Annotated in this window: 21 protein-coding genes; 15 read left to right on the top strand and 6 right to left on the bottom strand. The window is 74.1% G+C overall.

Annotated features, from left to right (window positions below):
• Positions 1-135: 135 nt before the first annotated feature.
• From AB0A94_RS28970 to AB0A94_RS29000, 7 genes are all read left to right on the top strand, one after another.
• On the top strand, positions 136-2,835 hold the full coding sequence (locus AB0A94_RS28970; RefSeq protein WP_361748860.1) for a helix-turn-helix transcriptional regulator: 2,700 nt from the start codon (positions 136-138) through the stop codon (positions 2,833-2,835).
• Positions 2,836-2,986: 151 nt separating this feature from the next.
• The gene (locus AB0A94_RS28975; RefSeq protein WP_361748914.1) at positions 2,987-4,258 is read left to right on the top strand and encodes a helix-turn-helix domain-containing protein; all 1,272 of its coding nucleotides are present in this window, start codon (positions 2,987-2,989) and stop codon (positions 4,256-4,258) included.
• Between the two features lie 323 nt (positions 4,259-4,581).
• Positions 4,582-5,364 (top strand): ABC transporter ATP-binding protein, encoded by a 783-nt coding sequence (locus tag AB0A94_RS28980; RefSeq protein WP_361748862.1) that lies wholly within the window; start codon positions 4,582-4,584, stop codon positions 5,362-5,364.
• Positions 5,361-6,164 (top strand): ABC transporter ATP-binding protein, encoded by an 804-nt coding sequence (locus AB0A94_RS28985; protein ID WP_361748863.1) that lies wholly within the window; start codon positions 5,361-5,363, stop codon positions 6,162-6,164. Before AB0A94_RS28980 ends, AB0A94_RS28985 begins: the two co-directional genes overlap by 4 nt.
• Entirely contained in the window at positions 6,161-7,057 is an 897-nt protein-coding gene (locus AB0A94_RS28990) for a branched-chain amino acid ABC transporter permease (protein ID WP_361748864.1), read from the top strand. Before AB0A94_RS28985 ends, AB0A94_RS28990 begins: the two co-directional genes overlap by 4 nt.
• Positions 7,050-8,195: a branched-chain amino acid ABC transporter permease gene (locus tag AB0A94_RS28995; protein WP_361748865.1), complete on the top strand. Its 1,146-nt coding sequence runs from the start codon at positions 7,050-7,052 to the stop codon at positions 8,193-8,195. Before AB0A94_RS28990 ends, AB0A94_RS28995 begins: the two co-directional genes overlap by 8 nt.
• Positions 8,192-9,478, top strand: coding sequence for an ABC transporter substrate-binding protein (locus AB0A94_RS29000; RefSeq protein ID WP_361748866.1), 1,287 nt, complete (start codon positions 8,192-8,194; stop codon positions 9,476-9,478). Before AB0A94_RS28995 ends, AB0A94_RS29000 begins: the two co-directional genes overlap by 4 nt.
• A 55-nt stretch (positions 9,479-9,533) precedes the next feature.
• Here the strand turns inward: AB0A94_RS29000 and AB0A94_RS29005 are convergent, their stop codons facing one another.
• Together AB0A94_RS29005 and mgrA are read right to left on the bottom strand one after the other, a co-directional pair.
• On the bottom strand, positions 9,534-10,016 hold the full coding sequence (locus tag AB0A94_RS29005; RefSeq protein WP_217134122.1) for an MSMEG_6728 family protein: 483 nt from the start codon (positions 10,014-10,016) through the stop codon (positions 9,534-9,536).
• Positions 10,017-10,105: 89 nt separating this feature from the next.
• Positions 10,106-11,149 (bottom strand): L-glyceraldehyde 3-phosphate reductase, encoded by a 1,044-nt coding sequence (gene mgrA, locus AB0A94_RS29010; protein ID WP_361748867.1) that lies wholly within the window; start codon positions 11,147-11,149, stop codon positions 10,106-10,108.
• Positions 11,150-11,377: 228 nt separating this feature from the next.
• Here mgrA and AB0A94_RS29015 point away from each other — a divergent pair, with 228 nt between their 5' ends.
• Entirely contained in the window at positions 11,378-11,944 is a 567-nt protein-coding gene (locus tag AB0A94_RS29015) for a snapalysin family zinc-dependent metalloprotease (RefSeq protein WP_361748868.1), read from the top strand.
• 254 nt (positions 11,945-12,198) lie between these two features.
• On the opposite strand, the gene AB0A94_RS29020 is transcribed toward AB0A94_RS29015, so the two are convergent.
• The 3 genes from AB0A94_RS29020 to AB0A94_RS29030 form a co-directional block, all read right to left on the bottom strand.
• Positions 12,199-13,521, bottom strand: a complete 1,323-nt coding sequence (locus AB0A94_RS29020; RefSeq protein WP_361748870.1) for a lipase family protein — start codon at positions 13,519-13,521, stop codon at positions 12,199-12,201.
• A 177-nt stretch (positions 13,522-13,698) separates the two neighbouring features.
• Positions 13,699-14,874, bottom strand: a complete 1,176-nt coding sequence (locus tag AB0A94_RS29025; protein ID WP_361748871.1) for an alpha-lytic protease prodomain-containing protein — start codon at positions 14,872-14,874, stop codon at positions 13,699-13,701.
• Between the two features lie 244 nt (positions 14,875-15,118).
• Complete coding sequence (locus tag AB0A94_RS29030) at positions 15,119-16,426, bottom strand: cation:proton antiporter (RefSeq protein WP_361748872.1); 1,308 nt, start codon at positions 16,424-16,426, stop codon at positions 15,119-15,121.
• A gap of 333 nt (positions 16,427-16,759) precedes the next feature.
• On the opposite strand from AB0A94_RS29030, the gene AB0A94_RS29035 reads away from it, so the two are divergent.
• From AB0A94_RS29035 to AB0A94_RS29045, 3 genes are all read left to right on the top strand, one after another.
• Complete coding sequence (locus AB0A94_RS29035; RefSeq protein ID WP_361748873.1) at positions 16,760-17,224, top strand: hypothetical protein; 465 nt, start codon at positions 16,760-16,762, stop codon at positions 17,222-17,224.
• 130 nt (positions 17,225-17,354) lie between these two features.
• Positions 17,355-18,440: a GNAT family N-acetyltransferase gene (locus tag AB0A94_RS29040; protein WP_361748874.1), complete on the top strand. Its 1,086-nt coding sequence runs from the start codon at positions 17,355-17,357 to the stop codon at positions 18,438-18,440.
• 51 nt (positions 18,441-18,491) lie between these two features.
• Positions 18,492-19,058 (top strand): DUF2269 domain-containing protein, encoded by a 567-nt coding sequence (locus AB0A94_RS29045; protein ID WP_361748875.1) that lies wholly within the window; start codon positions 18,492-18,494, stop codon positions 19,056-19,058.
• A gap of 12 nt (positions 19,059-19,070) precedes the next feature.
• Here the strand turns inward: AB0A94_RS29045 and htpG are convergent, their stop codons facing one another.
• A complete protein-coding gene (gene htpG, locus AB0A94_RS29050; RefSeq protein WP_361748876.1) occupies positions 19,071-20,969 on the bottom strand; it encodes a molecular chaperone HtpG in 1,899 nt (632 codons plus the stop codon).
• Between the two features lie 196 nt (positions 20,970-21,165).
• Here htpG and AB0A94_RS29055 point away from each other — a divergent pair, with 196 nt between their 5' ends.
• The 4 genes from AB0A94_RS29055 to AB0A94_RS29070 all read left to right on the top strand — a co-directional run bounded on the left by AB0A94_RS29055 (position 21,166) and on the right by AB0A94_RS29070 (position 24,931).
• Positions 21,166-21,972 carry an alpha/beta hydrolase gene (locus AB0A94_RS29055; RefSeq protein ID WP_361748877.1) on the top strand — a complete coding sequence of 269 codons (807 nt, stop codon included), beginning with the start codon at positions 21,166-21,168 and terminating at the stop codon, positions 21,970-21,972.
• A complete protein-coding gene (locus AB0A94_RS29060) occupies positions 21,969-23,246 on the top strand; it encodes a SpoIIE family protein phosphatase (protein WP_361748878.1) in 1,278 nt (425 codons plus the stop codon). The genes AB0A94_RS29055 and AB0A94_RS29060 overlap by 4 nt, the downstream gene beginning before the upstream one ends.
• On the top strand, positions 23,243-23,563 hold the full coding sequence (locus AB0A94_RS29065) for an STAS domain-containing protein (RefSeq protein ID WP_361748879.1): 321 nt from the start codon (positions 23,243-23,245) through the stop codon (positions 23,561-23,563). The genes AB0A94_RS29060 and AB0A94_RS29065 overlap by 4 nt, the downstream gene beginning before the upstream one ends.
• Positions 23,564-23,734: 171 nt before the next feature.
• Positions 23,735-24,931: a glutamate--cysteine ligase gene (locus AB0A94_RS29070; RefSeq protein ID WP_361748880.1), complete on the top strand. Its 1,197-nt coding sequence runs from the start codon at positions 23,735-23,737 to the stop codon at positions 24,929-24,931.
• Positions 24,932-25,041: the final 110 nt, after the last annotated feature.

Genomic DNA, 25,041 nt, shown 5'->3' on the forward strand with positions numbered 1-25,041 from the left:
GTGGCGGTCCGCGCACGGCGCGGGCCGCCACCGGCGTTGTGTGCGCGCACCGCCGGAGGCCGGGCGCCCTGGGCCCCGGTACATTCGTGGACGCCTCCCCTCCACTTCACCTTACGCGTGAGTAATATCAGGTGAATGATCGGACAGACGCCCCCGCGGCCGCGGGCGACCCACCGGCTGCCGGACGGGCTGAGCACCGACGGCGGCGTCCGCGTCGTGACCGGTGAACCCGGCTGCGGCCGTACGGCGTTCCTCGAGTACGCCGCCGGTTCCTTCCGAGCCGGACCGGTGTGGCACGTACGCGCCGACCCCGGCCGCGGCGCACCGCCGCTGAGCGGCCTGCACACCCTGCTGCGCGCCGCCGGCCGCACCGTGCGGGTCGCGGGGGACGGTACGGCGGGGGAGACGCTGTTCGACGTCCTGTGCGCGGCGGCCGGCGCGTCGCCGCTCCTGGTGTGCGTGGACGACGTGCACCTGTGGGACGCCGCGTCGCGCGCCGCGCTGGGACACGCCGCCGCGCGGGTGCGTGCGACGGGGATCCGGGCGGGGCTGCTCCTCACGGTTCCCGGACACCGGCCCGTCGACCGGGAGCTGGCGGCACTGCCCGTGCTGCGGCTGGACCCGCTGGCACCCGGGGACGCGGCCCGGGTGGTCGACGACGTGACCGGCGGTGCCGTCGCCCCCGGCGTGCGCGAGGAACTGGTGACGGCGGCCGAGGGCAATCCCGCGCTGCTGCTGGCGCTGGTCCGCCGGCTGTCGCCCGCCCAGCTCGCCGGGCGCCGGGCGCTGCCCCGTCCGCTGGCCGACGGGGAGGTCCTCACCGGAGTGGTCGGCGAGTGCCTGACCGGCCTGCCGCCGGACCACACAGGACTGCTGCTGACGACCGCGGCCGCCATGCGCGCGACGGGGGAACCGGACGCGGACGCGGACCTGGTACGGCGGGCGGCGGGGGCCGACGCGGCGCGGCCGTTGCCCGAGGTGCTGGTCCTGGCGGAGGGCCGCCTGCGGTTCCGCAGCGCGCTGCTGGGGAGGGCGGTGTACGCGGGCGCGCCGCCCGAGCGGCGCCGTGCCGCGCACCACGCACTGGCCGCGTGCCTGGCGGGCACCGGCGCGGACGACGTCCTCGCGCTGCTGCACCGCTCCCGGACCGTCACGGGCCCCGCCCCCGCCCTCGCGGCCGAACTCGCGGCGGCAGCGGCCTGCGCGCCGCAGCCGGACCTGCGCCGCAGGGCGCTCACCCGCTCCGCCGAACTGACGGCGGACGAGGCGGAGCGGGCACACCGCTACACCGCCGCCGCGGAACAGGCCCTGTTCGCCGGGCACTCCCCCGAGGCCCTGCGCCTGCTCGACGCCGCCCGGAACGGGCGGGCCCCCGCGTCCGCACGCGGCGGCGCGGAACTCCTGCGCGGCGCGGTGCTCCTCGCCGACGGGCCGGTGGACGACGCCCGCGAGTCCTTCCTGCTGGCCGCGGGTCTGCTCGCCGGGGCCGGCCACGAGGCCGCCGGCACGGCGATCCTGGGAGCGGCGGACGCGGCATGGGCGGCAGGCGACCCGGACTCCTGCCTCCACGTCCTCACCCCCACCCGGGCGCTCTCCTCCGAGGCCCCGGCCGCCGGGCCGCTCCCCGAGCTGCTGCGGGACCACCGGGACGGGATGCGGGCCGTGCTCCTGGGGCGGTTCGACCGTGCCGCCGGCCCGCTGCGGCGGGTGGTCGAGCGCGGGCTGTCCGGCGACGAGCCCGAGCCGCTCCTGCGGTCCGCCTCCGCCGCGCTCATGCTCGGTGACCTGACCGCCGCCCGCCGCGCCGGCGCGCGGGCACTCGCCACGGCCCGCACCCTCGGCCGCGCCGCCCTCGAACCGAGGGCGCTGGAGTACCTGGCCTACGGCGAACTGCGGGCCGGACGCCACCAGCTCGCCCGGACCCACGCCGAGGAGGGGCTGCGCACCGCGTCGCGGACCGGACAGCGGAACACGGCCGCCCACCACCACGCGGTACTGGCGCTCGCCGCGTCCATCGAGGGGGAGCAGGAGATCGTCGCCGAGCACGTCGCCGCGGCCCTGCGCACCGCCCGCCGGCACGGACTCGCGCAGGCCGCGACGCTCGCCCAGTGGGCCGCGGCCCGCGCCGACCTCGGCGCCGGCCGCCCCCGTGAGGCCGCGGACCGGCTGGGCCCCCTGGTCCGCCCCGGTGCCCGCCGCGGCCACTTCGCGGTGTGGATGCTCGCCGTCCCCTGCTTCGTGGAGGCCACCGTGCTCGCCGGACGCCCCGAGCACGCGGCCGCGGCCGTCGAGGAGTTCGCCCTGTGGGCCGCCTGCGGAGCCGACCCGCAGGCCCCCGCCCAACTCCTGCGCTGCCGCGCCCTGCTGGCCGCCCCGGACGCGGCCGACACCCTGTACCTGCGCGCCCTGGACCGCCACGAGGAGACGGCCGGGGACTTCGAGCGGGCCCGCACGGAACTGCTCTACGGCAAGTGGCTGCGGCGCAGACGCCGGCTGCGCGAGGCGCGGAACCGTCTGGGGGAGGCGCTGATGGGCTTCGAGCGCTGCGGCGCGCACCTGTGGGCGCAGCAGGCCGCCGCCGAGTCGCGGGCGGGCGGCGCGGCCCCCGGCCTGCCCGGGGCCGGGGAGCTGTCCCGGCTGACCCCGCAGCAGCTGCGCATCGCACGGCGCGTCGCCGAGGGCGCCACCAACCGGGAGGTGGCCCTGAGCCTGTCCGTCAGCACCCGCACCGTCGACTACCACCTGCGGAACATCTTCGCCACCCTGGGGGTCCGTTCCCGGGTCGAGCTGGTCCGCCTCGTCGGGCAGGCGGAAAAGACCGGTGCACAACCCTAGGGACCGACCGGACGGTATGTCATCCTTCGGGGCAGGACGAGTCCGATGGCGGCCGGCCCACGGGCTCCCCCCGTACCGGCCGGGCGCCGGTACGGGGACCGCCGCCGCACGGGCACCGCCGGGAAGCCGACCCTGGGGGAGATGCGCGATGATGCGACACGCCGTACGGCCACGTACCCTGCCGCGCCCTGGACCCGCGCCCGCCGCGCGGTCCCGCACACCGCGCGTGCGGGCGCTGATCGACGCCGACGCGCTGCGCGTGCTGCACCGGGCCGCCCGCGTCCTGCTGGACGACCTGCCCCAGCTCACCGACGGGCTGGTCGCCGTCCTGCAGGAGCAGGAGCCCGCCTACCGGGCCGCGGTGGAGGGCGACGCCACCACGACCTGGCAGGAGGTGCACCGCTCGCTGCGGCACAGCATCTCCTCCCTGCTCGATCCGCGGGGCGCCCGCGACGCGGCGCGGCGCTGCACCTGGAAGATCGGTGCCACGCGCGCCGAACAGGGGCTGCCGCTGGACGCCCTGCTGCACGCCTTCCGGCTGGGCGGCTCGCTGGTGTGGCAGGGACTGGTCGACGAGACGTCCCGGACGGCACCCGAGGACGTACGGCTGCTGGTGCACGTGGCGTCCGACGTGTGGGACTTCGTCGACGAGCACTGCACCCTCGTCGCGGACGCCTACCGGCAGACCGAGCGGCAGCTCGCGTGGCGGAGGGAGAACAGGGTGCGTCTGCTGGCCGCGGCCCTGCTGGACGGTACGAGCAGGATCGCCGACCTGCCCGAGGCCGCGCAGGCGCTGGACCTGCCCGAGCACGGGCGGTACGTGGTCGTCGCGGTCGCCGGCGGCCGGCCCTCCGGTTGTTCCGGTGCCCAGGCGGACCTCGCCGCGGGTGTGCGCGTGCACTGGCACACGGGCGTGGACGCCGACTACGGCATCGTCCTGGTCGAGGACGGCGCGGAGCCCGTCGTGCCGGAGGAGCAGCCGGCCGGTGCGCGGGTGGGCGTCAGCAGCGTGGTCGAGGGGCTGTCCGCGGTGGGGGAGGCGCGGCGGCTGGCGGACACCGCGCTGAGCCTGTGTCCCGGGCAGGGCGGCACGGTCCACCTGACCGAGCACCTGCCGGCGGCGCTGGTGGTGTCGACCCCCGAACTCGGCGCCGCGCTGGCCGAGCGGCTGCTCGGCCCGCTGGCGCACCTCGAACCCGCCGACGCGGAGGTCCTGCTGGACACCCTGGCCACCTGGCTGGCCTGCGACGGCTCGGCCCAGCGGGCCAGCCGTCGCCTCTACTGCCACCGCAACACGGTCCTCAACCGCCTCCGCCGCTACGAACAACTCACCGGCCGCTCCCTCTCCCGCCCCACCGACCTGATCGAGGTCAGCCTGGCCCTGACGGCCCGCACCTTCCTGACACAACGACGGGCAACCTGACGCAGCCGCGGGCAGTCGTGCCTCCCCCAGTGCCTTCAAGGGCCTGGGAGGCACCCCCAGGGCGGCACGGGTGGGCGAGGCGGCACCCTGCCGGAGGCGACAGGCGACACCCCGGCCCGACACCCCGGCCCGGCGCTGCGGCTCCGGTGCCCCGGGTCCCGCCCCCGGCCTGGGCACCCGCACAACCCCCGCCCACCCGCGTTGGTACGCCGCAGCGTACGGGCGGCAAAAGCTGTACCGCTCCTCCGTCCCCGTGCTGTCGTGAGGCACCCCTTCCCCCGAAGCCGTGACCGCCCCGAGCGGTCCGGCCCCGAGGAGTCGTGATGCCCGAAGCACCACCGGACAGCCCGCCCGCCCTGCACGTCGAGAGCGTCGACGTGACGTACGGGCGCGCGCTGTCCGCCCTCCGCTCCGTGTCCCTGACCGTGCCGCACAGCACCGTCGTCGCCCTGCTGGGCGCCAACGGCGCCGGCAAGACGACCCTGCTGCGGGCCGTCTCCGGCACGCTGCGCCTGCACCGCGGCGCGATCACGGCCGGCCGCATCCGCTACGGCGGGACGGTGCTCGACGGCAAGGACCCCGTCGCGGCGGTACGCGCCGGAGTCGTCCAGGTCCCCGAGGGGCGACGGGTGTTCGCCGGACTCTCGGTCGACGAGAACCTGCGCTCCGGCGGCCTCGGTCTCGGCCGGCGCGGGCGCGCCCAGGTCCAGGAGGCCCGCGACCGGGTCTTCACGCTCTTCCCCCGCCTCGCCGAACGCACCCACCAGGCCGCGGGACTGCTCTCCGGCGGCGAGCAGCAGATGCTCGCCATCGGGCGCGCCCTGATGGCCGCCCCGCGCCTGCTGCTCCTCGACGAGCCCTCCCTCGGCCTCGCCCCGCAGATGGTGTACCGCATCGCCGAGGTGGTCCGCGAGATCAACGCCCAGGGCACCGCCGTCCTCCTCGTCGAGCAGAACGCCGGCATGGCGCTCTCCCTCGCCGACCACGCGCACGTCCTGGAGGTCGGCGAGACCCGCCTGTCCGGCCCCGCCGACGAACTCGCCCGCACCGACGCCGTACGCCGCCTCTACCTGGGCGAGTCGGCCGAGGACCAGGGGGCGGCGTGACCGACCGCACCACCACCGCGCCGCCCGTGCTCGACGTACGGGACGTCACCGTGCGCTTCGCCGGGCTCACCGCCCTCGACGGCGTCTCCTTCACCGTCGCCCCGGGCTCGGTGCACGCGCTCATCGGACCCAACGGCGCCGGCAAGTCGACCTGCTTCAACGTGCTGTCGGGCCTGTGCCGCCCGGCCACCGGCACGGTGACGCTCGGCGGCACCGAGCTGACCCGCCTCGCCCCGCACCGCATCGCCGGGCTCGGTGTGGCCCGCACCTTCCAGAACATCGTCACCACCCACGGCACCGTCGCCGACAACCTGATGCTCGGCCGCCACGCCCTGTCCCGCGCCGGGTTCGCCGCGAGCGCGCTGCGTCTGCCGGGTGCCGTGCGGGAACAGCGCGAACACCTCGGCAGGGCACGCGAGATCGCCGAGCTCACCGGCCTCGGGGACCACTTCGACAGCCCCGTCGCGCTGCTGTCGTACGGCGACCGCAAGCGCGTCGAACTCGCCCGCGCCCTCTGCCTGGAGCCCCGTGTGCTGCTCCTCGACGAACCCGTGGCCGGCATGAACGCCGCCGAACGCGCCCGCACCGCCGAGGTGGTGGGCGAACTGCGGGCCGAACTCGGCCTGTCCATCGTCCTCGTCGAGCACGACATGGGCCTCGTCATGCGCCTCGCCGACGACGTCACCGTGCTCGACTTCGGCAGGCCCATCGCCCACGGCACCCCCGACGAGGTCCGCCGGGACCCCGAGGTGCTGCGCGCCTACCTCGGCACCGACGCGACCGGGGAGGACGCGGCATGACGACCTTCCTCGACACCGTCCTCGGCGGGCTGGCGCTCGGCGCGGTCTACGCGCTGGTCGCCCTCGGCTTCGTCGTCATCTTCAAGGCCTCCGGCGTCCTCAACTTCGCCCACGGCTCCCTGCTCCTGCTCGGCGGCTACCTCACCGCCGTCCTCCACGACGACCTCGGCTTCGCCGGGGCGCTCGCCCTGGCGGTCCTCACCACGGCCGCCCTGGCCGGCGCACTCGACCGGTTCCTGCTGCAACGCGGCGGCCAGGACGCCCACTCCGCCCACGTCCAGACCATCGTCACCATCGGCGTCGACATCGTCCTGCTCACCGACCTGGCCCGGCGCATCGGCGGCGACCTGCTGTCCCTGGGCGACCCGTGGGGCGACTCGGTGACCGAGCTGGGCCCGGTGACCGTCGCCGACAGCCGGCTCGCCGCGATCGTGGTGTCGTCCGTGGTCATCGGCGGAGTGTTCGGGCTCTTCCGGTTCACCTCCTGGGGGCTGTCCCTGCGGGCGGCGGCCGAGGACCTGGAGGCCGCCGCGCTCATGGGCGTACGGCTCGGCCGGGTGCGCGCGGGCGCCTGGTGCCTGGCGGGCGCGCTCGCCGCGCTGGCCGCCGTGTTCCTCGCCGCGTTCCCCGCGCCCGGACTGGAGCGCACCACCGGCCAGATCGCCCTCAACGCCTTCCCGGCCGCGATCCTCGGCGGCCTCGCCTCCCCGGTCGGCGCCCTCGCGGGCAGCCTGATCATCGGCCTGACCGAGGCGCTCGTCGTCGGCTACCAGTCCGAACTGCACGTCCTCGGCGAGGGCTTCGGCGACGTCGCCCCGTACGCCGTGATGCTGCTCGTCCTTCTCGTACGGCCCACCGGGCTGTTCGGCGCGAAGGGAGCGGCCCGTGTCTGACCGACTCCTCGGGGTCCTGACCCGCCGACGGGCCTCGCTCCTGCTGCTCGCCGTGGTGCTGTGCCTGCCGCCGTTCTACCTGGACGCCTTCTGGCTGCGCATCGGCCTGTTCTCCCTGGCGGCCGCCATCGGCGCCACCGGCCTCGCCCTGCTCAGCGGCACCGCCGGGCAGCTCTCGCTCGGCCACGCCTTCTTCCTCGCCGTCGGCGCCTACGGCTACGCCTGGCTGGCCGGCGAACCCGGCCCGGGGCTGCCCCCGGCCCTCGCCGCGCTCCTCGCGGTCCTGCTCGCGGGAGCGGCCGGCGGACTGTTCAGCCCCGTCGCCGCCCGGGTCAAGGGCATCTACCTGGGCATCGCCACCCTCGCCCTCGTCTTCCTCGGCCACCACGTCCTGCTGACCGCCGACTCCGTCACCGGCGGCTTCAACGGCCGCTCCGTGCCCCCGCTGACCCTCGGCGGGTTCACGTTCGCGGAGAGCGACCCCGAACTGACCGTCCTCGGCGTGCCGTTCGGCGCGGAGGAACGGCTGTGGTTCCTGGGCCTGGCCCTGTTCGCGTTCACCTGGTTCACCGCCCGCGGCCTGCTGCGCGGGCGTCCCGGCAGGGCGCTGGCCGCCCTGCGCGACAGCGAGACCGCGGCCGCCGTGATGGGCGTCGACGTCGCCCGGCACCGCTCGGCGGCCTTCGTGGTCTCGTCGATGTACGCCGGCCTCGCGGGAGTGCTCCTGGCGCTCGCCTTCCGCCGCGTCGTCCCGGACTACTTCTCCCTCGCGCTCTCCGTCGACTACCTCGCCATGATCGTCATCGGCGGCCTCGGGTCCGTCGCCGGAGCCACCGCCGGCGCCGTCTTCGTCACCGCCCTGCCGCTGCTGATGGCCCGGTACGCCGACCAGCTCCCGCTGGTGACCGCCCCCGGCTCCGCCGAGGGCGCCGTGGGCCCCACCGAGGCGGCCCGCTACCTCTACGGCGCGGCGATCGTCCTGGTCCTGCTGTACGCCCCCGACGGGCTGCACGGCCTGGCGCGCCGGGTCCGGGGCCGCGTGCGGCGCCGCCGATCCCGTACCCCCGCCCCGGACACCGCCGTCCCTTCGTCCTCGCAACCGGCCGCGGCCGCACGACCCAAGGAGCACACCCCGTGAACACCACGCACCGCACCCGTCGCGACCGGCACCGCACCGCCGGGACCGTCCTCGCCGGCGCCCTCGCCCTGCTGCTCGCGGCCACCGGATGCAGCTCCAAGGCGGACGACGGCGACAAGGGCGGCGAGGCCGCCGACGGCGTCCGCACCGGACCCGGTGTCGACGCCGACACCATCCGGCTGGGCGCCCTCACCGACCTGACCGGGCCCTACGCCACCCTCGGCAAGAGCATCGTGCAGGCCCAGCAGATGTGGGCCGAGGAGACCAACGCCAAGGGCGGCATCTGCGACCGCAAGGTGGAGATCGTCGTCAAGGACCACGGCTACGACGTGCAGAAGGCGGTCACCGCCTACGCCGACATCGCCCCGGACGTCGTGGCGCTGCCCCAGGTCATCGGCTCCCCGGTGGTCGCCGCCCTGCTCGACGACATCGAGCGGGACAGGATGCTCACCTTCCCGCAGGCCTGGGCGGCCTCGCTGCTCGGCAAGGACGCCATCCAGGTGCTCGGCACCACCTACGACGTCGACATGATCGCCGCCGTCGAGTTCCTCACCCGCGCCAAGGGCCTGAAGAAGGGCGACACGATCGGCCACGTCTACTTCGAGGGCGACTACGGCGCCAACGCGCTGGAAGGGTCCACCTGGGCGGCCCAGAAGGCCGGACTGAAGGTGGCCGGGCAGAAGATCAAGGCGACCGACACCGACCTGTCGGCCCAGGTGTCGGCCCTGCGCAAGGAGGGCGTGAAGGCCGTCCTGATCAGCGCCGGACCCGCGCAGACGGCCTCCCTCGTCGGGGTCGCGGCCTCCCGCGGCCTGAAGGTCCCCGTCGTCAGCAGCGCCCCCGGCTTCGCGCCCCAGCTGATGAAGACCCCCGCCGCGCCGGCCCTGGCGGCCATGCTCAACGTGGTCAGCGCGGCGCCCGCGGTCAGCTCCGACCTGCCGGGCGTGAAGAACATGGTGGCGGCGTACCGGAAGAAGTACCCGGACTCGCCGGTCGACTCCGGGGTGCTGTCCGGGTACAACGCCGCACAGCTCATGGGCGCCGACCTGAAGAAGGCCTGCGAGGCGGGCGGCCTCACCCGGGAGGACGTCGTCAAGGCGCACCGCGCGCAGACGAACGCCGACACCGGCCTCGGCACCCCGCAGAACTTCTCCGACGTCGACCGCCCCGCGAGCGTCGAGACGTACGTGCTCAAGCCCGACGCCGAGGCGGTCGGCGGCGTGGTGAACGCGGAGGACGCGCACGCGGCGCCGGGAGTGGAGGACTACCTGTCCGCGCGGTGACGGACGGCCGGCTGACCCCGGCGTCCCCCGGAGGACCCCCGGGGGGACGCCGGGGTCAGCCGCCGGCCGCCTCCGGATCGCGGTCGGACGACGGCCAGACGTACGGCAGGTCGTCCGGCTCCCCGGGGAAGAGCTCCGCGTAGACGGCCGGGTCCTTGCGGACCAGCGCCGAGCGGTGGCTGCGGTGCACGGCGTCGTCCCCCAGCCAGGGCGGCAGCTCACCGGCCTCGGCCAGCTCCCGCTGGCCGCGCACCGGTGCTCCGGGCCGCACGCCGGCGAGGTCGGCGACGAGGGTGGCGGCGCAGCTGTCCTGGTGGCCCCGGTCCCGCCAGACCCGGCAGACGTCCAGGCCGTACCGCACCAGCGCCTCCTCGTAGCCGGTCCACATGCGGACCGCGGGATGGCGGCGCCACCCGTAGCCCGGAACGATCAGGCCGCGCAGCACCTGGAGCGCCTCGACCCGCTGCTTGCCGAGCCGACGCCGGTCGAGAACCAGCGCCGACTCGCAGAAGTCGGGGTACGGCAGAAAGGTCTGCATGGGGTCGTCCGAACGGTGGGGGTCAAGCGGTTCACCGCACCGCAGTTCCCCTTCCGCGGCGGCGCACACCTCACGGCGGCCCCGGGGACTCAGCCCAGCGTGCCGAGCCGGGCCTCGCGCCACAGGTCGACGCCGCCGTCGGTGGCGTACGTGTCGATCTCGGCCAGTTCCTCGTCGCTGAAGCCGAGGTTCTCCAGCGCGGCGACGTTCTGCTCCAGCTGTTCGGTGCGGGACGCGCCGATGACCAGCGAGGTGACCCGCGGGTCCCGCAGGGCCCAGGCCAGCGCCATCTGTGCGAGGGTCTGCCCGCGCCGGGCCGCGATGCCGTCCAGGGCGCGCAGCCGGTGCAGCATGTCGTCGGTCAGCCACTTCGTGTCGAACGACGTGCCGGCCGCCGCCCGCGAGTCCTGCGGCACGCCCTCGAGATAGCGCCCGGTCAGCAGCCCCTGGGCGAGCGCGGTGAAACCGATGACCCCGAAGCCCTCCTCCTGGGCCGCGTCCAGCAGGCCGTCCGTCTCGATCCAGCGGTTCAGCATGCTGTACGACGGCTGGTGGATCAGCAGCGGGGTCCCGAGCTCCCGGAGGACGGCCGCGGCCTCGCGGCTGCGCTCGGCGTCGTACGAGGAGATGCCGACGTAGAGGGCCTTGCCCTGGCGGACCGCCGTGTCGAGGGCGCCCATCGTCTCCTCGAGCGGAGTGGTGGCGTCCAGCCGGTGCGAGTAGAAGACGTCCACGTACTCCAGGCCCATGCGCCGCAGCGACTGGTCCAGCGAGGCCAGCAGGTACTTGCGGGAGCCGCCGCCCCGGCCGTACGGGCCGGGCCACATGTCCCAGCCGGCCTTGGTGGAGACCACCAGTTCGTCCCGGTACGGCGCGAGGTCCCGCTTCACCAGCCGGCCGAAGTTGATCTCGGCGGAGCCGTAGGGCGGGCCGTAGTTGTTCGCCAGGTCGTGGTGGGTGATGCCCAGGTCGAAGGCGCGCAGGGCGATCTCGCGCTGCGTCTCGAACGGCCTGTCGTCGCCGAAGTTGTGCCAGTAGCCCAGGGACAGCAGGGGGAGGTCGAGTCCCGAGCGGCCGGTGCGCCGGTAGCGCATGGTGCCGTCGTAGCGCCCGGGATCGCTGACGTGGTTCATCGGGGTGTCTCCGGTGGTGCGGACGGGGGTGTCCCGTGGCAGGGTGTGGACTCCCGCCCACGGTCTCTCCGAGTGACCGGGAAGTCCAGCCGGTCCCTTCCCCGGCATGCGGCGGTACCGCTTCTCGCCCGGGCCGGCCGGAATGAGGGATTGGCGGCCGTGCCGGTGGGGCAGGAACGCCAGGTGTGTCATGTGCACGACTGCCTTTCCCCCACATGGAGGTCGACCATGCACGTTCGCAAGGTGACCGGCGGCCTGGCCGCGGTCGTCACGTTGTCCTTCGCCCTGCTGGGCGGCCAGGCCGCGGCCGCGCCGTCCGACGAGACCGCGCGACCGGTCGCCGCCCGGGTGCTCACCTACGACGCGAGCGGTTCCGCGGAGTTCCGGTCCGCGGTCGACCGGGGCGCGGCGATCTGGAACGAGAGCGTCGACGCCGTGGAACTGCGCCCGGTGGCGTCCGGGCAACGCGCCAACATCCGGGTCCTGGCGGACAACGGCTGGCCGCGCGCCCTGCCCGGCTCCCTGGGCAACGGCACCGTCTACATCGGCCGCCAGGCCGTGAACCAGGGATACAACACGGTCCGCATCTCGTCCCACGAGCTCGGTCACATCCTGGGCCTGCCCGACCGCAAGCCCGGGCCCTGCTCCAGTCTGATGTCCGGGTCCTCCGCGGGTGTGGCGTGCACGAACCCGTACCCGAACGCGGCGGAGAAGGCGGAGGTCGAGGACAACTTCGCCCAGGCGGTCGCCGGGCAGCCGGTACCGGCGCCGCGAGCCGTCCTGATCAGGGACTGACGGACCGTCCGACGCCCGCACGGGATGCCTCCCGCCCCAGCGCTCATGTGACTGATGTGACTACTGAGGCGAATACCGCTATGGTTGAGGCACGTCACGGCGGCGGGACCACCCGCAGCCCGGCCGTGCGTTGGTGGTCCAAGGAAAGACGCCCCGCTTCCTGCGGGGAGATGCAGGTGCAAGGCCTGCCCGGCGCTCCAGCACGAGCCCCGTCCCGGAATCCCGGGACGGGGCTCGCGGCGTTCGCGGGTGTCTCAGCGCCGTGCCGGCAGGCTCCCGCAGTCGGACCCCGCCGGCTCGCCCTCGAGCCGGTCCGTCAGCCAGGCCACCGCGTCGCCCTGGTCGGTGATGAGCGGTGCCAGGTGGTTGGTGAGCAGCTTGTCGCCCAGGTTGGGCAGCCGGACCGCCTTGTAGGTGACGTCGCCGCCCTTGGCGCACCAGTCCACCGCCAGCTGCCGTGCCTGCTCGTGCGGGACGATGTCGTCCTGGACGCCGGTGGCCACCCGGACCGGCCCGGTCGGTTTCGTCGTCCCGATGCGCTGCTCGTCCAGCACGGCCTGGGCGGCGGGCTCGCCGGCGATGACCTCGGCGATGGACCTGCCGCTCTTCGTCCACTTGGTGCTCTTGGTGAAGCCGTGGCCGAGGATCGCGTCACCGACGCAGGCGGTGGCGACGTCCTCCAGGGCGGCGCGTCCGGTGGCGTTGATGTTCTCCTCGACGACCGCGCGCACCTCCGGTTCCGCCTGGGCGAACCCGTTGATCGACCACCCCAGCGCGCCCGCCAGGGCACTCCCGTCGATGCCCTTCATGACCTCGGTCAGATCGGCGGGCGGCGCCCCGCTGTAGGTGCCGACGAGCCGCACGTCGGGTGCGTAGGAGCGGTGCAGTTCGGCCGCGGCGGCGCTGGCCCCGCCGCCCTGGCTGTAGCCGTACAGGGCCACGCGGGACTCCCCGGTGACGGACGCGCCCGGCACCGAGTGCGCGGCGCGGGCGGCGTCGAGCATGGCGTGCCCCTCGTCGACGCGGTTGACGTAGGTGTGGAGCCGGTCGGTCGCACCGAGGCCGACGTAGTCGGTGACGACGACGGCCGCCCCGGTGGCGAGCAGCCGGTAGACCGCCAGGTTCTCGTAGCCGAACGACACGGTCCGCCCGTTGAGGGTCAGGGGGTGCTGCAGGGCGAGCGAGGGCGCGCACTGGTCGCCCTGTCCCATGGTTCCCGAGCCGACGACCACCAGGGGGCGGGGCCCCTCGCCCTTCCAGTCGGCGGACGGCTCGATGTAGGCGCCGGTGACGGCGACCCGCTGCCCGCCGGAGTCGGTGGAGGTGTACATCAGACGGGTCGCGGTGCCGGGCAGGGTGCGGCCGTCCAGTCCGGGCAGGCTCAGCCCGAGGCGCAGCGGCTCGTGGCGGACCAGTACGCCGTCGTCCGCGGGCAGTTCGGCGGGCGGGGTGTAGAAGGCGGGGATGGTGACGCCCCGCGACACCACGGGGTCGCTCGCGGCGGCGGGCGGCGCGGACGCGCAGACACAGGCGGTCGTGGCGACCACGGTGGTCAGCACGCTGCTGATACGGCTCACGGCTCACTCCTCGCTCTGCTCCAGGAAGGTGAACCGGAAACTAGCAGCGCTTACTTACCACCGGTAACCCATGAGTAAGTTACGGCACGGTAACTTTTGCGAGGGGTGAACTTCCGGCCGCACGCGAGAGCGGGCCCCGCCGGTCGTCCGGCGGGGCCCGCTCCCGGTCGTGGCCGGTCAGGCCGTGTGCAGCGTCAGCCCGTAGCGGTTGAGGATCTCGTTGACCGGCTGGAACCAGGTCTCGCCCCCGCCGGAGCAGTTGCCCCAGCCGCCGGAGGTGACGCCCTGCGCCTGGTCACCGCTGATGAACGAGCCGCCCGAATCGCCCGGTTCGGCGCAGACGCTGGTCTTCGTCATCTGACGCACCGCGCCCTGGCTGTAGTTGACCGTCTCGTTCTTGGCCAGGACCCTGCCGCAGTGCCAGTGGGTCGTGGAGCCGGAGCGGCAGATCGAGGCGCCGACCGGAGCCTCCGCCGAGCCGCGCACCAGCTGGTCCGACACCGTGCCCCAGCCGAGCACCACCGGCACCGTCCACCAGCCGCTGCCCACGTTCACCCAGGCGTAGTCGTTCTCCGGGAACGAGGAGCCCTGGAAGTTGCCGATGTACGAGCCGTCCCAGCCCCTGACCTGGCCGCCGACGCCGCCGCAGTGTCCTGCGGTGACGAAGCCGCCGTGCACCGAGAAGCCTATGGAGCAGCGGACGTTGCCGGTGTAGTACGGGTCGCCGCCCACCGTTCCGGCGGCGAAGGTCTCGGCCGGGGCCGCCACGGTCCGCACGGTGACCGGGCCGGCCTCGCGGGCCTCGTCCACGAAGGCGCGGACATCGTTGTCGGCGCGCTGGTCGGCGACGACGTTCACGACGACCGTGTTGGCGGCCGGGTCGACGGCCCAGCTGCTGACGCCCGAGGGCGCGTCAAGGCGGTCGATGCGGGACTTGGCCGCGTCGAGCTGCCGTGCGCTGTGCTCGACGGTGCGGACGGCCGCGCCGGACGCGCGCAGGGACCGTACCGTCGGGGCGTCGGCGTCCGGGGTGACGGCCACGGTCAGCTTCTCGCTCTTCGCGTCGAACCAGGCGCCGCCGTAGGCGGATCCGGCGGTCTCCCGGGCTCGGGGCGCGAGACCGGTGGCCTCGCGCTCGGCGGCCAGCCGGTCCTCCGCCTCGGCGCGGGTCAGCCCGAAGTCCCGCTGCATCGCCTCCAGCAGGCCGGCGGAGGCGGGCGCGGAGTCGGCGGCGCGGGCGGTGGGGGAGTCGGGGGCGTCCTGTGCCGCGGCCGGCAGGGTGCCGGCCGCGGTCCAGCTGCCGATCACGAGCAGGGCGGCCACGCCGGCATGCGTGAGTCTGGTGCGTCCCATGGAAGGTGTCCTTCGTCGTTCCAGCAAGGTGGGGGTGGAACAACCGCAGTGTGAGAGCGCTCTCAGGCTGAGTCGAGCAGAGCTTAGCGAGCCGAGTGCTGTCAGGTCTATGCCAATGCAGAGGCCGATTCCCGGGTGCCCTGGGCGCCGCGTCCGGCACCGGCCGGAGCCGAGGGCTCGAGACCTCCCGGAGCGCTGCTCCGGAAGGCGGCCCGAGCCGTGCGTCCCCCTGGGCGGGGAGCGGTCAGAGCCGTTCGCCCGCCACCTCGTCCTCGCCCGGCTCCGGTCCCGCGCCGGCCGCCCGTGCCCGGTGGGTCCGCAGCCGGTCGAGGCGCGAGATGACGGGGGTGGCGCTCACCCCGTGCAGTACGACGGACGCCAGCACCGTGAAGGTCACCACCGCCCACAACCGCTCGGCCGGGACGCCGAAACCGGTGGAGCCGAGTGCGTGCGCCAGGTAGAACAGCGAGCCGATGCCGCGGACCCCGAAGAAGGCGATCACCACCCGCTCCCGGGGGCCGGCGGACGTACCGAACTGGGCGGCCCACGCGGTCAGCGGCCGGACCGCCACCAGCAGCAGCAGCCCCACGACCGCCCCCTGCCAGGTCAGCGACGCCAGCCCGCCCTGCGCGACGAACACACCGAGCAGGAACAGCAGTACGGCGGTCAGCAGCCGCTCCACCTGCTCCACGAAATCGTGCAGCACCATGTGGTAGCCGTGGGCGCGCTCCGCCGCACGGATCCGGCAGGCGGTGACGAACACGGCCACGAAGCCGTAGCCGTGCAGCAGCTCCGTCACCCCGTAGGCGAGGAACGTGGCGCCGAGGGCGACGAACCCCTCCCGGTGCTCGGACAGCCGCATCGCCCGCCGGCCCGCCCGGAAGAACAGCCACCCGAGCAGCGCGCCGACGGCGAGCCCCGCGGACACGCCCACCGCGCACTTGTACAGCACGTCGACCAGCGCCCAGTGGGCGATCCCGCCACCGGTGGGACGTCCGCCCGCGGCGGCGAGGGCGACGGCGGCCAGGACGAAGGGGAAGGCGAGGCCGTCGTTCAGCCCCGCCTCGCCGGTCAGCGTGAAGCGCACCTCGTCCTCGTCGTGCTCGGAGTCCGTGGGCGCGCCCACCCGCACCTCGGAGGCGAGCACCGGATCGGTCGGCGCCAGCACGGCCGCCAGCAGCAGCGCGGCGGCCGGCGGCCAGTCGAGCAGGCCCCAGGCCAGGAGACCCACGGCCGCGATGGTCAACGGCATGGTGACGCCCAGCTGCCGCCAGGTGCCCTGCCAGCTCCGGCGGCCGAACGGCCGGTTCAGGGCGAGACCGGCGCCCATGAGGGAGACGATCACACAGATCTCGGTGACGTGCTCCACCCACGTCCGGTCCGACACCGGGTCGATGCCGGGAACGGGCAGGGGCGACAGCTGGAGGGCGATTCCGCAGACGAGGAACACCAGTGGCAACGACAGCGGTCTGCGGGCCACCAGCCGGGGCAGCACGGCCGCGCCGAGGGCACCGGCTCCGAGCAGGGCGAAGAGGTAGTCGGGGGAGGTCACCGATCACAGGTGCCCGGAGTCGGCCGCGGACACGCCGAGGTTCCGGCCGAAACATCATCCCGGCGTCGGGAGCCCGCCCGAACGGACGGACGGACGAACGGGTGCCGCCCTCGCCGCCCGCCGGGTCGCGCACTCCGGTGTGAAGGGCGGGGCCCGCGGGAAGCACCGCGACCGGTGTGCACCGAGTGCGCCGCCTCGTGACGCGGAGGACTTGACGGAGCGGGGCGTGCTCGGCGCTACTGGAAGACGTGCCGGGCGCACATGCGTGGGGGGCCCGCCCGGCGCCGACCCGGTGTACCCACCCCCGCCGGACGCATGCCGAAGGGGTGACCGGTGCGGTCTCGATGGGCGGCGGCGGTCGTACTGCTGGCCTCGGTGCTCCTCCTGACCCTGTGCTCCCCGGCGCCGGCAGCGGACCGGCCCGCCCCGGCGCACCCCGGAGCACAGCAGAACCAGCCGGCGCAGGACCGGCACGACGAGCCGGCCGAGGCGGTGCCGGAGGCCGCCGGAACGCCGGAGACCGCCGGAACGCCGGAGACCGCCGGAACGCCCGAGACCGCCGGAACGCCCTTCCCCGGAGAGGGCGACGCCTCCCCCCACCGGCCCGTCGCCCGCCCGCCGAGGGCCTCGGGAGCGGCCGGAGCGGTCGGCACCGTCCACCCGACGGCCGGGACCGCGTCGACGGCCACCGCGCAGCGACGATCCGCTCCCCGGCCGTACCCGGTGGGACCGCCACGGGGCCGGGGTCCGGCCGATCCGGCCCCCGTCGCCGCCGGCCTGCAGACATTCCGCTGCTGAGCGACCGCGGTACCGCCCAAGGCCTGCGCCGTGCGGCCGGGTGCTGCCCGCCGCGTGCTCCCCGAGCCGGTCCACGGCGACGAGCAGGTCTTCTCGTGTCCCGGAGACCATGACGACACAGGAGGCACACATGCAGGGAAAGCGCGTTCTCGTGGTGCGGCCCGACGAACTCGGGCCGAGCGAGCACAAGACGTGGAGACAGCTGCGCGCGGAGTCCGGCGCGCCGGAGAACCCGTTCCTCGATCCGGCGTTCACCACGGCCGTCGGACAGGTCAGGCCCGGCGCCAGGGTGGCCGTCCTGCAGGACGACGGGGCCCCGGTCGGCTTCCTCCCGTACGAGAAGGGGCCGCTGGGCCAGGGCCGGGCCATCGGCCTGGGAGTGTCGGACAGCCAGGGCGCCGTCCTGCGCCCGGGCCTCCGGCTCGACCCGCGCACCCTGCTCGCGGCCTGCGCGCTCTCCTCCTGGGAGTTCGACAACCTGGAGGCCGGCCAGCACCTCTTCGTGCCGCACGCCGTCGAGGAACTGGCGAGCCCGGTCATCGACCTGGACCGGGGACACGAGCACTACACCGACGGGCTGCGCGCCCGTTCCCCCGGTTTCCTCAAGCAGACCCTGGCCAAGGAACGCAGGCTCGCCCGGCAGGTCGGCGAGGTGCGGTTCGTGTACGACAGCCGGGACCCGGAGGCCTTACGGGCGCTGATGCGCTGGAAATCCGCCCAGTACCGGCGGACGGGCCGCCGGGACCGGTTCGCCCAGCAGTGGATCACCCGGCTGGTGGACCTGCTGGCGCACGGCGACGATCCCGAGTGCCGCGGACTGCTCTCCGTGCTGTACGCCGGCGGCCGCCCCGTCGCCGCGCACTTCGGCCTGCGCTCGGCCACGGTGCTGTCCTGGTGGTTCCCCGCGTACGACCGCGACCACGGCCGGTACTCACCCGGACTGGTGCTGCACCTGCGGATGCTCCGGGCGGCCGCCGCCGACGGCATCCGCATGGTCGACCTGGGCAGCGGTCCCGCCCGCTACAAGGACTCCCTCAAGACCCGCGAACTCCCCGTCTACGAGGGCGCCGTGGTGCGTCCGGGACCGGGCGGGGCCGCGTACCGGCTGGGCCGGGAGCCGGCGCGGGCCGCCCACCGCTTCGTGCGCGGCCATCCCCGGCTGGCCGACGCGGCCCGGCGCACCCTGACGGGGCTGGGCCGGCTGCGCGAGCGCTGACCGCGTCCGGCGTACGCCGACGTCGGTACGCGGGATTACTCCCGCCGTCAGATGTCCGCGCGGCGCGGGCCCGGCACCGTGGGCCGGGTGAAACTCAGCCGACCCGCACGCCGGGCCCACCTCGTCGTCCACGTCCTCGCCTCCGCCGGCTGGCTCGGACTCACCGCCGGGCTGCTCGCGCTCGGCGTCACCGCGAACACCACCGGATCCGCGGCCGCGGTGGAGGCGTCCGTCCGGGCCATGAAGCTCTTCGCGGACTGGCTCCTGCTGCCGGTCGCCCTCCTGACGCTCACCAGCGGGCTCGTCCTGTCCCTGGGCACGTCCTGGGGACTGGCGAGGCACCGCTGGGTGTGGACGAAGTTCTGGCTGACCCTGGCCACGACCACCGCCACGGCCTTCGTGCTGCGGCCGGGCGTGAACGCGGCCGCGGCGGCCGTGTCCGCCGGGCATCCCCTGCCCGACGGGGGCGACGTCCTGATGGGGCCGGTCGTCTCCCTGACCGCCTACGTCTTCATGACGGTGATCTCGGTCCTCAAGCCGTGGGGCCCGACCCGCCGCGGCCGGCGCCTCCGGGCGGCCGCCCGGAGGCCGGGGACGGCCGAACCGGCGCGCCGGTGACCTACGGGCGCGTCACAGGGTGCGCTCCAGCCGGTCCGCCATCAGCCGCACGAAGCGCGCCGGGTCCTTCGGCCGGCCGCCCTCCGCCAACTCGGCCAGGGAGTACAGGAGTTCGGCCGTGTCGGTGAGGTCCGAACGGTCCTCGCGCTCCCCGTACGCCTCGTTCAGGCCCTTCACCAGCGCGTGGTCCGGGTTGAGTTCGAGGATGCGCTTCGTGCGCGGCACCTCCTGGCCCATGGCCCGGTACATGTTCTCCAGCGCCGGCGTGAGGTCGTTCGCGTCAGCGACGAGACAGGCCGGGGACACCGTCAGACGCGTGGACAGCCGCACCTCCTTGACGTCCTCCTCCAGCCGCTCCCGCAGCCAGCCGAGCAGACCCGCGTACTCCTCGGCCTGCTGCTCCCGCTCGCCCTCGCCCTTGTCGTCCTCCCGCGCGCCGAGGTCGACCTCGCCCTTGGCGATCGACCGCAGCCGCTTGCCCTCGTACTCGCCCACGGCGTCGACCCACATCTCGTCGACGGGATCGGTGAGCAGCAGCACCTCGATGCCGCGCTCCCGGAACGCCTCCATGTGCGGCGAGTTGTCGATGCTCTCCCGGGACTCACCGGTGATGAACCAGATGTCGTCCTGCCCGTCCGGCATCCGCTCCACGTACTGCCGCAGCGTGGTCGTGCCGTCGTCCCCGTGCGTGGTCGCGAACGAGGCCACCGCGAGGAGGGCGTCACGGTTGTCGGGGTCGGTGACCAGGCCCTCCTTCAGCACGGCGCCGAACTCCCGCCAGAACGTGGCGTACCGCTCGGCGTCGTCCGTCATCATGCTCTTGACCGTGGCCAGCACCTTCTTGGTGAGCCGGCGCTGCATCATCCGGATGTGCCGGTCCTGCTGGAGGATCTCGCGGGACACGTTCAGCGAGAGGTCCTGTGCGTCGACCACACCCTTGACGAAGCGCAGGTACGGCGGCAGCAGCTCCTCGCAGTCGTCCATGATGAAGACGCGCTTCACGTACAGCTGCAGCCCGTGCCTGAAGTTCTGGGTGAACAGGTCGTGCGGGGCGTGCGACGGGAGGAACAGCAGGGCCTGGTACTCGAAGGTGCCCTCGGCCCGCAGCTGGATGGTCTCCAGCGGTTCGCGCCAGTCGTGGCCGATGTGCTTGTACAGCTCGTGGTACTCCTCCTCGGACACCTCCTCGCGCGAGCGCGCCCACAGCGCCTTCATCGAGTTCAGCGTCTCGGGCCCGGCCGCCTCGCCGTCCTCGCCCGTCTCCCCGACGAGCCTGACCGGCCAGGTGATGAAGTCCGAGTAGCGCTTGACGATCTCCTTGATCTTCCACACCGAGGTGTAGTCGTGCAGCTGGTTGTCGGGGTCGGCCGGCTTGAGGTGCAGCGTGACCGAGGTGCCCTGCGGCGCGTCGTCGACCCGCTCCAGGGTGTACGTGCCCTCGCCGCGCGACGTCCACCGGGTGCCCTGCCCCTCGCCCGCGCGCCGGGTGAGCAGGGTGACCTCGTCCGCGACCATGAAGCCCGAGTAGAAGCCGACGCCGAACTGGCCGATCAGCCCCTCCGCCCCGGCCCCGTCCTGCGCCTGGCGCAGCTCCCGCAGGAACTCCGCGGTGCCCGAGTGGGCGATCGTGCCGATGAGCTGCCCGACCTCGTCGTACGACATGCCGACGCCGTTGTCCCGCACGGTGAGGGTGCGGGTGTCCTTGTCGATCTCGAGCTCGATGTGCAGGTCGGAGACGTCGGCGTCGAGGGAGTCGTCCCGCAGCTTGGCCAGACGCAGCTTGTCGAGCGCGTCGGAGGCGTTGGAGACGAGTTCACGGAGGAAGACGTCCTTGTTCGAGTAGACCGAGTGGATCATCAGCTGGAGCAGCTGACGGGCCTCTACCTGGAACTCAAACGTTTCGGTCGGCATGATGCGCGATTACCTCACTGATCCACGGATCACCGGATACTGGCGCGATCACTTTAGTAAAAGACGGCGCCGGCCGGTCGCGTTCACCGCCGCTTCCCCGGCGTCCCGGACGCGGGCCCGACGGCCGGCGCCGTACCCCGGGCGCTCCCCGGGGCGCGCCGACGGCCTTTTCCGTCCGGCGTGCGAGCATGGACGGATGGGCATCCACCGCAGGAACAACATCCGTGTGACCGGGCGCACCTCCGGCCGCACCGTGGTCCTGGTGCACGGGTTCGGCTGCGACCAGAACATGTGGCGGCTGGTCGAGCCCGCACTGGCCCGGGACTTCCGGGTGGTGCTCTTCGACTACGTGGGCGCGGGCCGCTCCGACCTGTCGGCCTGGCAGGAGGAGCGCTACTCCTCCCTCGACGGTTACGCCCGTGACGTGGTGGAGGTCTGCGAGGAACTCGATCTCCGGGACGCGGTCGTGGTCGGCCACTCCGTGAGCGCGATGACCGGGGTGCTGGCCCGGGCCGCGGCCCCGGACCGGATCGGCTCCCTGGTCATGGTCTGTCCGTCGCCGTGCTACATCGACGAGGACGGCTACCGCGGCGGCTTCAGCGCGGAGGACATCGACGAGCTCCTGGAGTCCCTGGACTCCAACTACCTGGGCTGGTCGGCGGCGATGGCTCCCGTGATCATGGGCAACCCGGACCGGCCCGAGCTGGGCGAGGAGCTCACCAACAGCTTCTGCGCCACCGACCCGGACATCGCCCGGGTCTTCGCGCGCACGACGTTCCTGTCCGACAGCCGCGAGGACCTCGCGGGCGTGACCGTGCCCACGCTGATCCTGGAGTGCGAGCAGGACGTCATCGCGCCTCCGGAGGTCGGCGCGTACGTCCATGCCGCGATACCCGGCAGCGAGCTGGTCACCCTGCCCGCCACCGGCCACTGCCCCCAGCTGAGCGCCCCGGAGGCCACCAGCGCGGCGATCCACGCGTTCGTGTCGGCCCTAGGCCGATGAGCAGGGCGGCAGGGGGGCCGGAGGAACCGGACACGGACGGGTCCGGCACGCGCGCGGCGTTCAGCGCGCTGCTGGAGGACTCGGCGGAGGACCTGTACGAGTCGGCGCCGTGCGGCTACCTGTCCACCCTGATGGACGGCACCATCGCCAAGATCAACGCGACCCTGCTGGGCTGGCTCGGCCTGTCCCGCGGCGAGGTGGTGGGCCGGATGCGCTTCAGCGACCTGCTCACCGTCGGCGGCAAGCTCTACCACGAGACGCATTTCGCCCCCCTGCTGCGCATGCAGGGACACCTCGGCGGTATCGCGCTGGAGATGAGGACCGCGTCCGGCTCCCGGCTGCCGGTGCTGGTCACCTCGACGGTCAGGCGCAGCGACGGCGGCGAGCCAATGCTGATCCGGACCACCGTCTTCGACGCCACGGCCCGGCGCGCCTACGAGAAGGAACTGCTGCGCGCCCGCCGCGCGGCCGACGAGGCCCGCAGGCAGGCCGAGACCGACCGCGAGGCGCTGCGTGAGGCGCTGGCCGTGCTCCAGCAGAGCCTGCTGCCCGCGGCCCTGCCCGACCTCCCCGGGGTGGAGGCCGCCTGCCACTACCACACGGCCTCCCCGATCCAGCTGGGCGGCGACTTCTACGACCTGTTCGCGCTCGACGACGACCGCTCCGCCTTCTTCCTCGGCGATGTGTGCGGCAAGGGGCCGCAGGCCGCCGCGCTGACCTCACTGACCCGCTACACCCTGCGCGCCGCGGCGCTCCACGACGCCGATCCCGTCGCCAACCTGCGTGTCCTCAACACGCTCCTGCTGGACCGGTACACCGGCGACGATCCGCGGTACTGCACCGTCGTGGCCGGTGTGCTGGAACGCGCGGGGGACACGGTGGAGGTCCGCCTGGCCTCCGGCGGCCACCCTCCCGCGCTGGTCCTGCGCGCGGACGGCCGGGCGGAGTACCTCCCGACGCGCGGCGGCATGCTCGTCGGAGTCCTGCCCGGGGCACAGTTCGTCCAGGTCCGCACCACCCTGCACCCGGGCGACACCCTGCTGATGTACACCGACGGCCTCACCGAGGCCCGTATCGGCCCCGGCCGGGAGCTGTACGGTTATGAGGCCCTGGAGTCCTTCGCCGCCGGTCTCGCCCCCTCGGGCCCCCACCGCGTGGTCGACGCCCTGAAGGACCTGCTGAAGGGTTTCGGCGAAGGACTGGACGACGACACCGCCCTGCTCGCCATCGGCCTCCCCGCCCGCACCGACACCGAATGCAGAACCCCGCGATGAAACCTTTGACGATCACCGAGTCGCCCACGCCCGCCGGTCTCGCCCTCGAGGTCGCCGGTGACCTCGATCACAGCAACGCGCGGCAGCTGCGCGAGGCCGCGTACGGAGCGACCCTGCCGACCGGGCGGCTCCTGGCGGTGGACCTGGGCAAGCTGGAGTTCTGCGACTCGAGCGGCATCACCGCGTTGATCGCCGTCCGCAACCACGTCCTCTCGGCCGGTGCCGACGTGGTCCTCGTGGCTGTGCCGGCCAACCTGCGGCGACTGCTGCACCTGACCGGCCTCGACGAGTGGTTCGACATCCGCGACAGCGTGTAGCCCGGCGGGGGACGCCCCTCCCGCGCACCCGCGGAGGACCCGGCCGCTCATCCGAGCACCGTGTCCCGATTGCGGTCCCCGTATCCGGGGCACCCGGACCACGCCGCATCCACCGCCGGTGACCTCGGGAACCGCGCGGGGCGGCTCAGGACTACCGGCAAGGGGACAGCGGTGACGGTGCGTATCGGAGCAGAGGAAGAGTTCCATGTCCTGGACGTGGAGAGCGGTCGGCTCGCACCACGGGCCGACACGCTGCTCGGCCGGCTCGGCGGATCCGGGTTCAGCCGTGAGCTGCAGCAGTCGGCCGTGGAGCGCAACAGCCGGGTGCACGACACCCTCGACGGTCTCCACGCGGACCTGTCCGGCGCCCGGCGCCGGCTGGACGCCGCCGCGTCCTCCTGCGGCCTGGCCGTCGTGGCCGCGGGCACCGTTCCGCTGGCCCGCGTCACCTCCCGCGACATCACCGCGGATCCCCGCTACCGGCACATGGCCGACGATTACCGCCGGGTCGCCGACGAACAGCTCATCTGCAGCGCCCAGGTGCACGTCGACATACCGGACCGGGACACCGCGGTACGCGCCATGTGCCTGGTGTCGCCCTGGCTGCCGCCGCTGCTGGCCCTGTCGGCCAGCTCACCGTTCTGGCTCGGCTCCGACACCGGATACGCCAGCTGGCGCACCATGGTGTGGCAGCGGTGGCCGACCGCGGGCCCCGCGGGATGCTACGAGGACGCCGCCGACTACGACGCCGCCGTGGCCGAGCTGATCGGTTCGGGCGTCATCAGCGACACCGGGATGCTCTACCACGACGTACGGCCGTCGGCGCACCAGCGCACGCTGGAGCTGCGGGTCTGCGACGCCTGCCCGCGCGCCGAGACCGTGGTGCTGGTCGCCGGACTGTTCCGTGCGCTGGTGCGCGACGCCTGCGACCGTCTGGAGCGCGGGGCGGACCGCGGGTGCGACGGACACCACGAGTGGCTGCGCGCCGCCACCTGGCGTGCCGCGCGTTCGGGCCTGGAGGGCCGGCTCGTCGATCCGGTGACCCGCCGCGCGACCCCGGCCCCCATGGTGCTGCGCGGGATGCTCCACCGGCTGCGCCCGGCACTGGAGGCCTCCGGTGACTTCGCCACCGTGCGCACGCTGCTCGAAGAGGCCCTCGCGACGGGCAGCGCGGCGCACCGGCTGCGGCGGGTGGCCCGGGACGAGGACCTGCTCGCCGGCATCGACACGCTGGTCGCCGAGACCCGCGGCGACCGCCTCGCGGCCGGCGCCTCCGGCCGCCGCCACCGGCGTCCGGGCACCCCGCGCGGCGCCGGCCGGACCCCGGCCCGCGTCCACTCGGCGACGACACCGGGCACACCCGGCTGATCCGGACGGACCGCGGGCCCTCCGGCCCCTCACGCGCGTCCGCAACCCCCTGACCAAGGAGAGTGTCACACCGTCATGCCCAGCAGCACGCACGTCTCTTCGCCCCCGCC

This window comes from Streptomyces sp. NPDC044984 (genome assembly GCF_040646935.1).
Lineage (GTDB): Bacteria > Actinomycetota > Actinomycetes > Streptomycetales > Streptomycetaceae > Streptomyces.

Bases quoted from the DNA above. Each gene is read 5' to 3' on its own strand.
- AB0A94_RS28970 (WP_361748860.1), top strand. From the start codon at position 136: ATGATCGGACAGACGCCCCCGCGGCCGCGGGCGACCCACCGGCTGCCG.
- AB0A94_RS28975 (WP_361748914.1), top strand. From the start codon at position 2,987: ATGCGACACGCCGTACGGCCACGTACCCTGCCGCGCCCTGGACCCGCG.
- AB0A94_RS28980 (WP_361748862.1), top strand. From the start codon at position 4,582: ATGCCCGAAGCACCACCGGACAGCCCGCCCGCCCTGCACGTCGAGAGC.
- AB0A94_RS28990 (WP_361748864.1), top strand. From the start codon at position 6,161: ATGACGACCTTCCTCGACACCGTCCTCGGCGGGCTGGCGCTCGGCGCG.
- AB0A94_RS29005 (WP_217134122.1), bottom strand. From the start codon at position 10,016: ATGCAGACCTTTCTGCCGTACCCCGACTTCTGCGAGTCGGCGCTGGTT.
- mgrA (WP_361748867.1), bottom strand. From the start codon at position 11,149: ATGAACCACGTCAGCGATCCCGGGCGCTACGACGGCACCATGCGCTAC.
- AB0A94_RS29015 (WP_361748868.1), top strand. From the start codon at position 11,378: ATGCACGTTCGCAAGGTGACCGGCGGCCTGGCCGCGGTCGTCACGTTG.
- AB0A94_RS29025 (WP_361748871.1), bottom strand. From the start codon at position 14,874: ATGGGACGCACCAGACTCACGCATGCCGGCGTGGCCGCCCTGCTCGTG.
- AB0A94_RS29040 (WP_361748874.1), top strand. From the start codon at position 17,355: ATGCAGGGAAAGCGCGTTCTCGTGGTGCGGCCCGACGAACTCGGGCCG.
- AB0A94_RS29045 (WP_361748875.1), top strand. From the start codon at position 18,492: ATGTCCGCGCGGCGCGGGCCCGGCACCGTGGGCCGGGTGAAACTCAGC.
- htpG (WP_361748876.1), bottom strand. From the start codon at position 20,969: ATGCCGACCGAAACGTTTGAGTTCCAGGTAGAGGCCCGTCAGCTGCTC.
- AB0A94_RS29055 (WP_361748877.1), top strand. From the start codon at position 21,166: ATGGGCATCCACCGCAGGAACAACATCCGTGTGACCGGGCGCACCTCC.
- AB0A94_RS29060 (WP_361748878.1), top strand. From the start codon at position 21,969: ATGAGCAGGGCGGCAGGGGGGCCGGAGGAACCGGACACGGACGGGTCC.
- AB0A94_RS29065 (WP_361748879.1), top strand. From the start codon at position 23,243: ATGAAACCTTTGACGATCACCGAGTCGCCCACGCCCGCCGGTCTCGCC.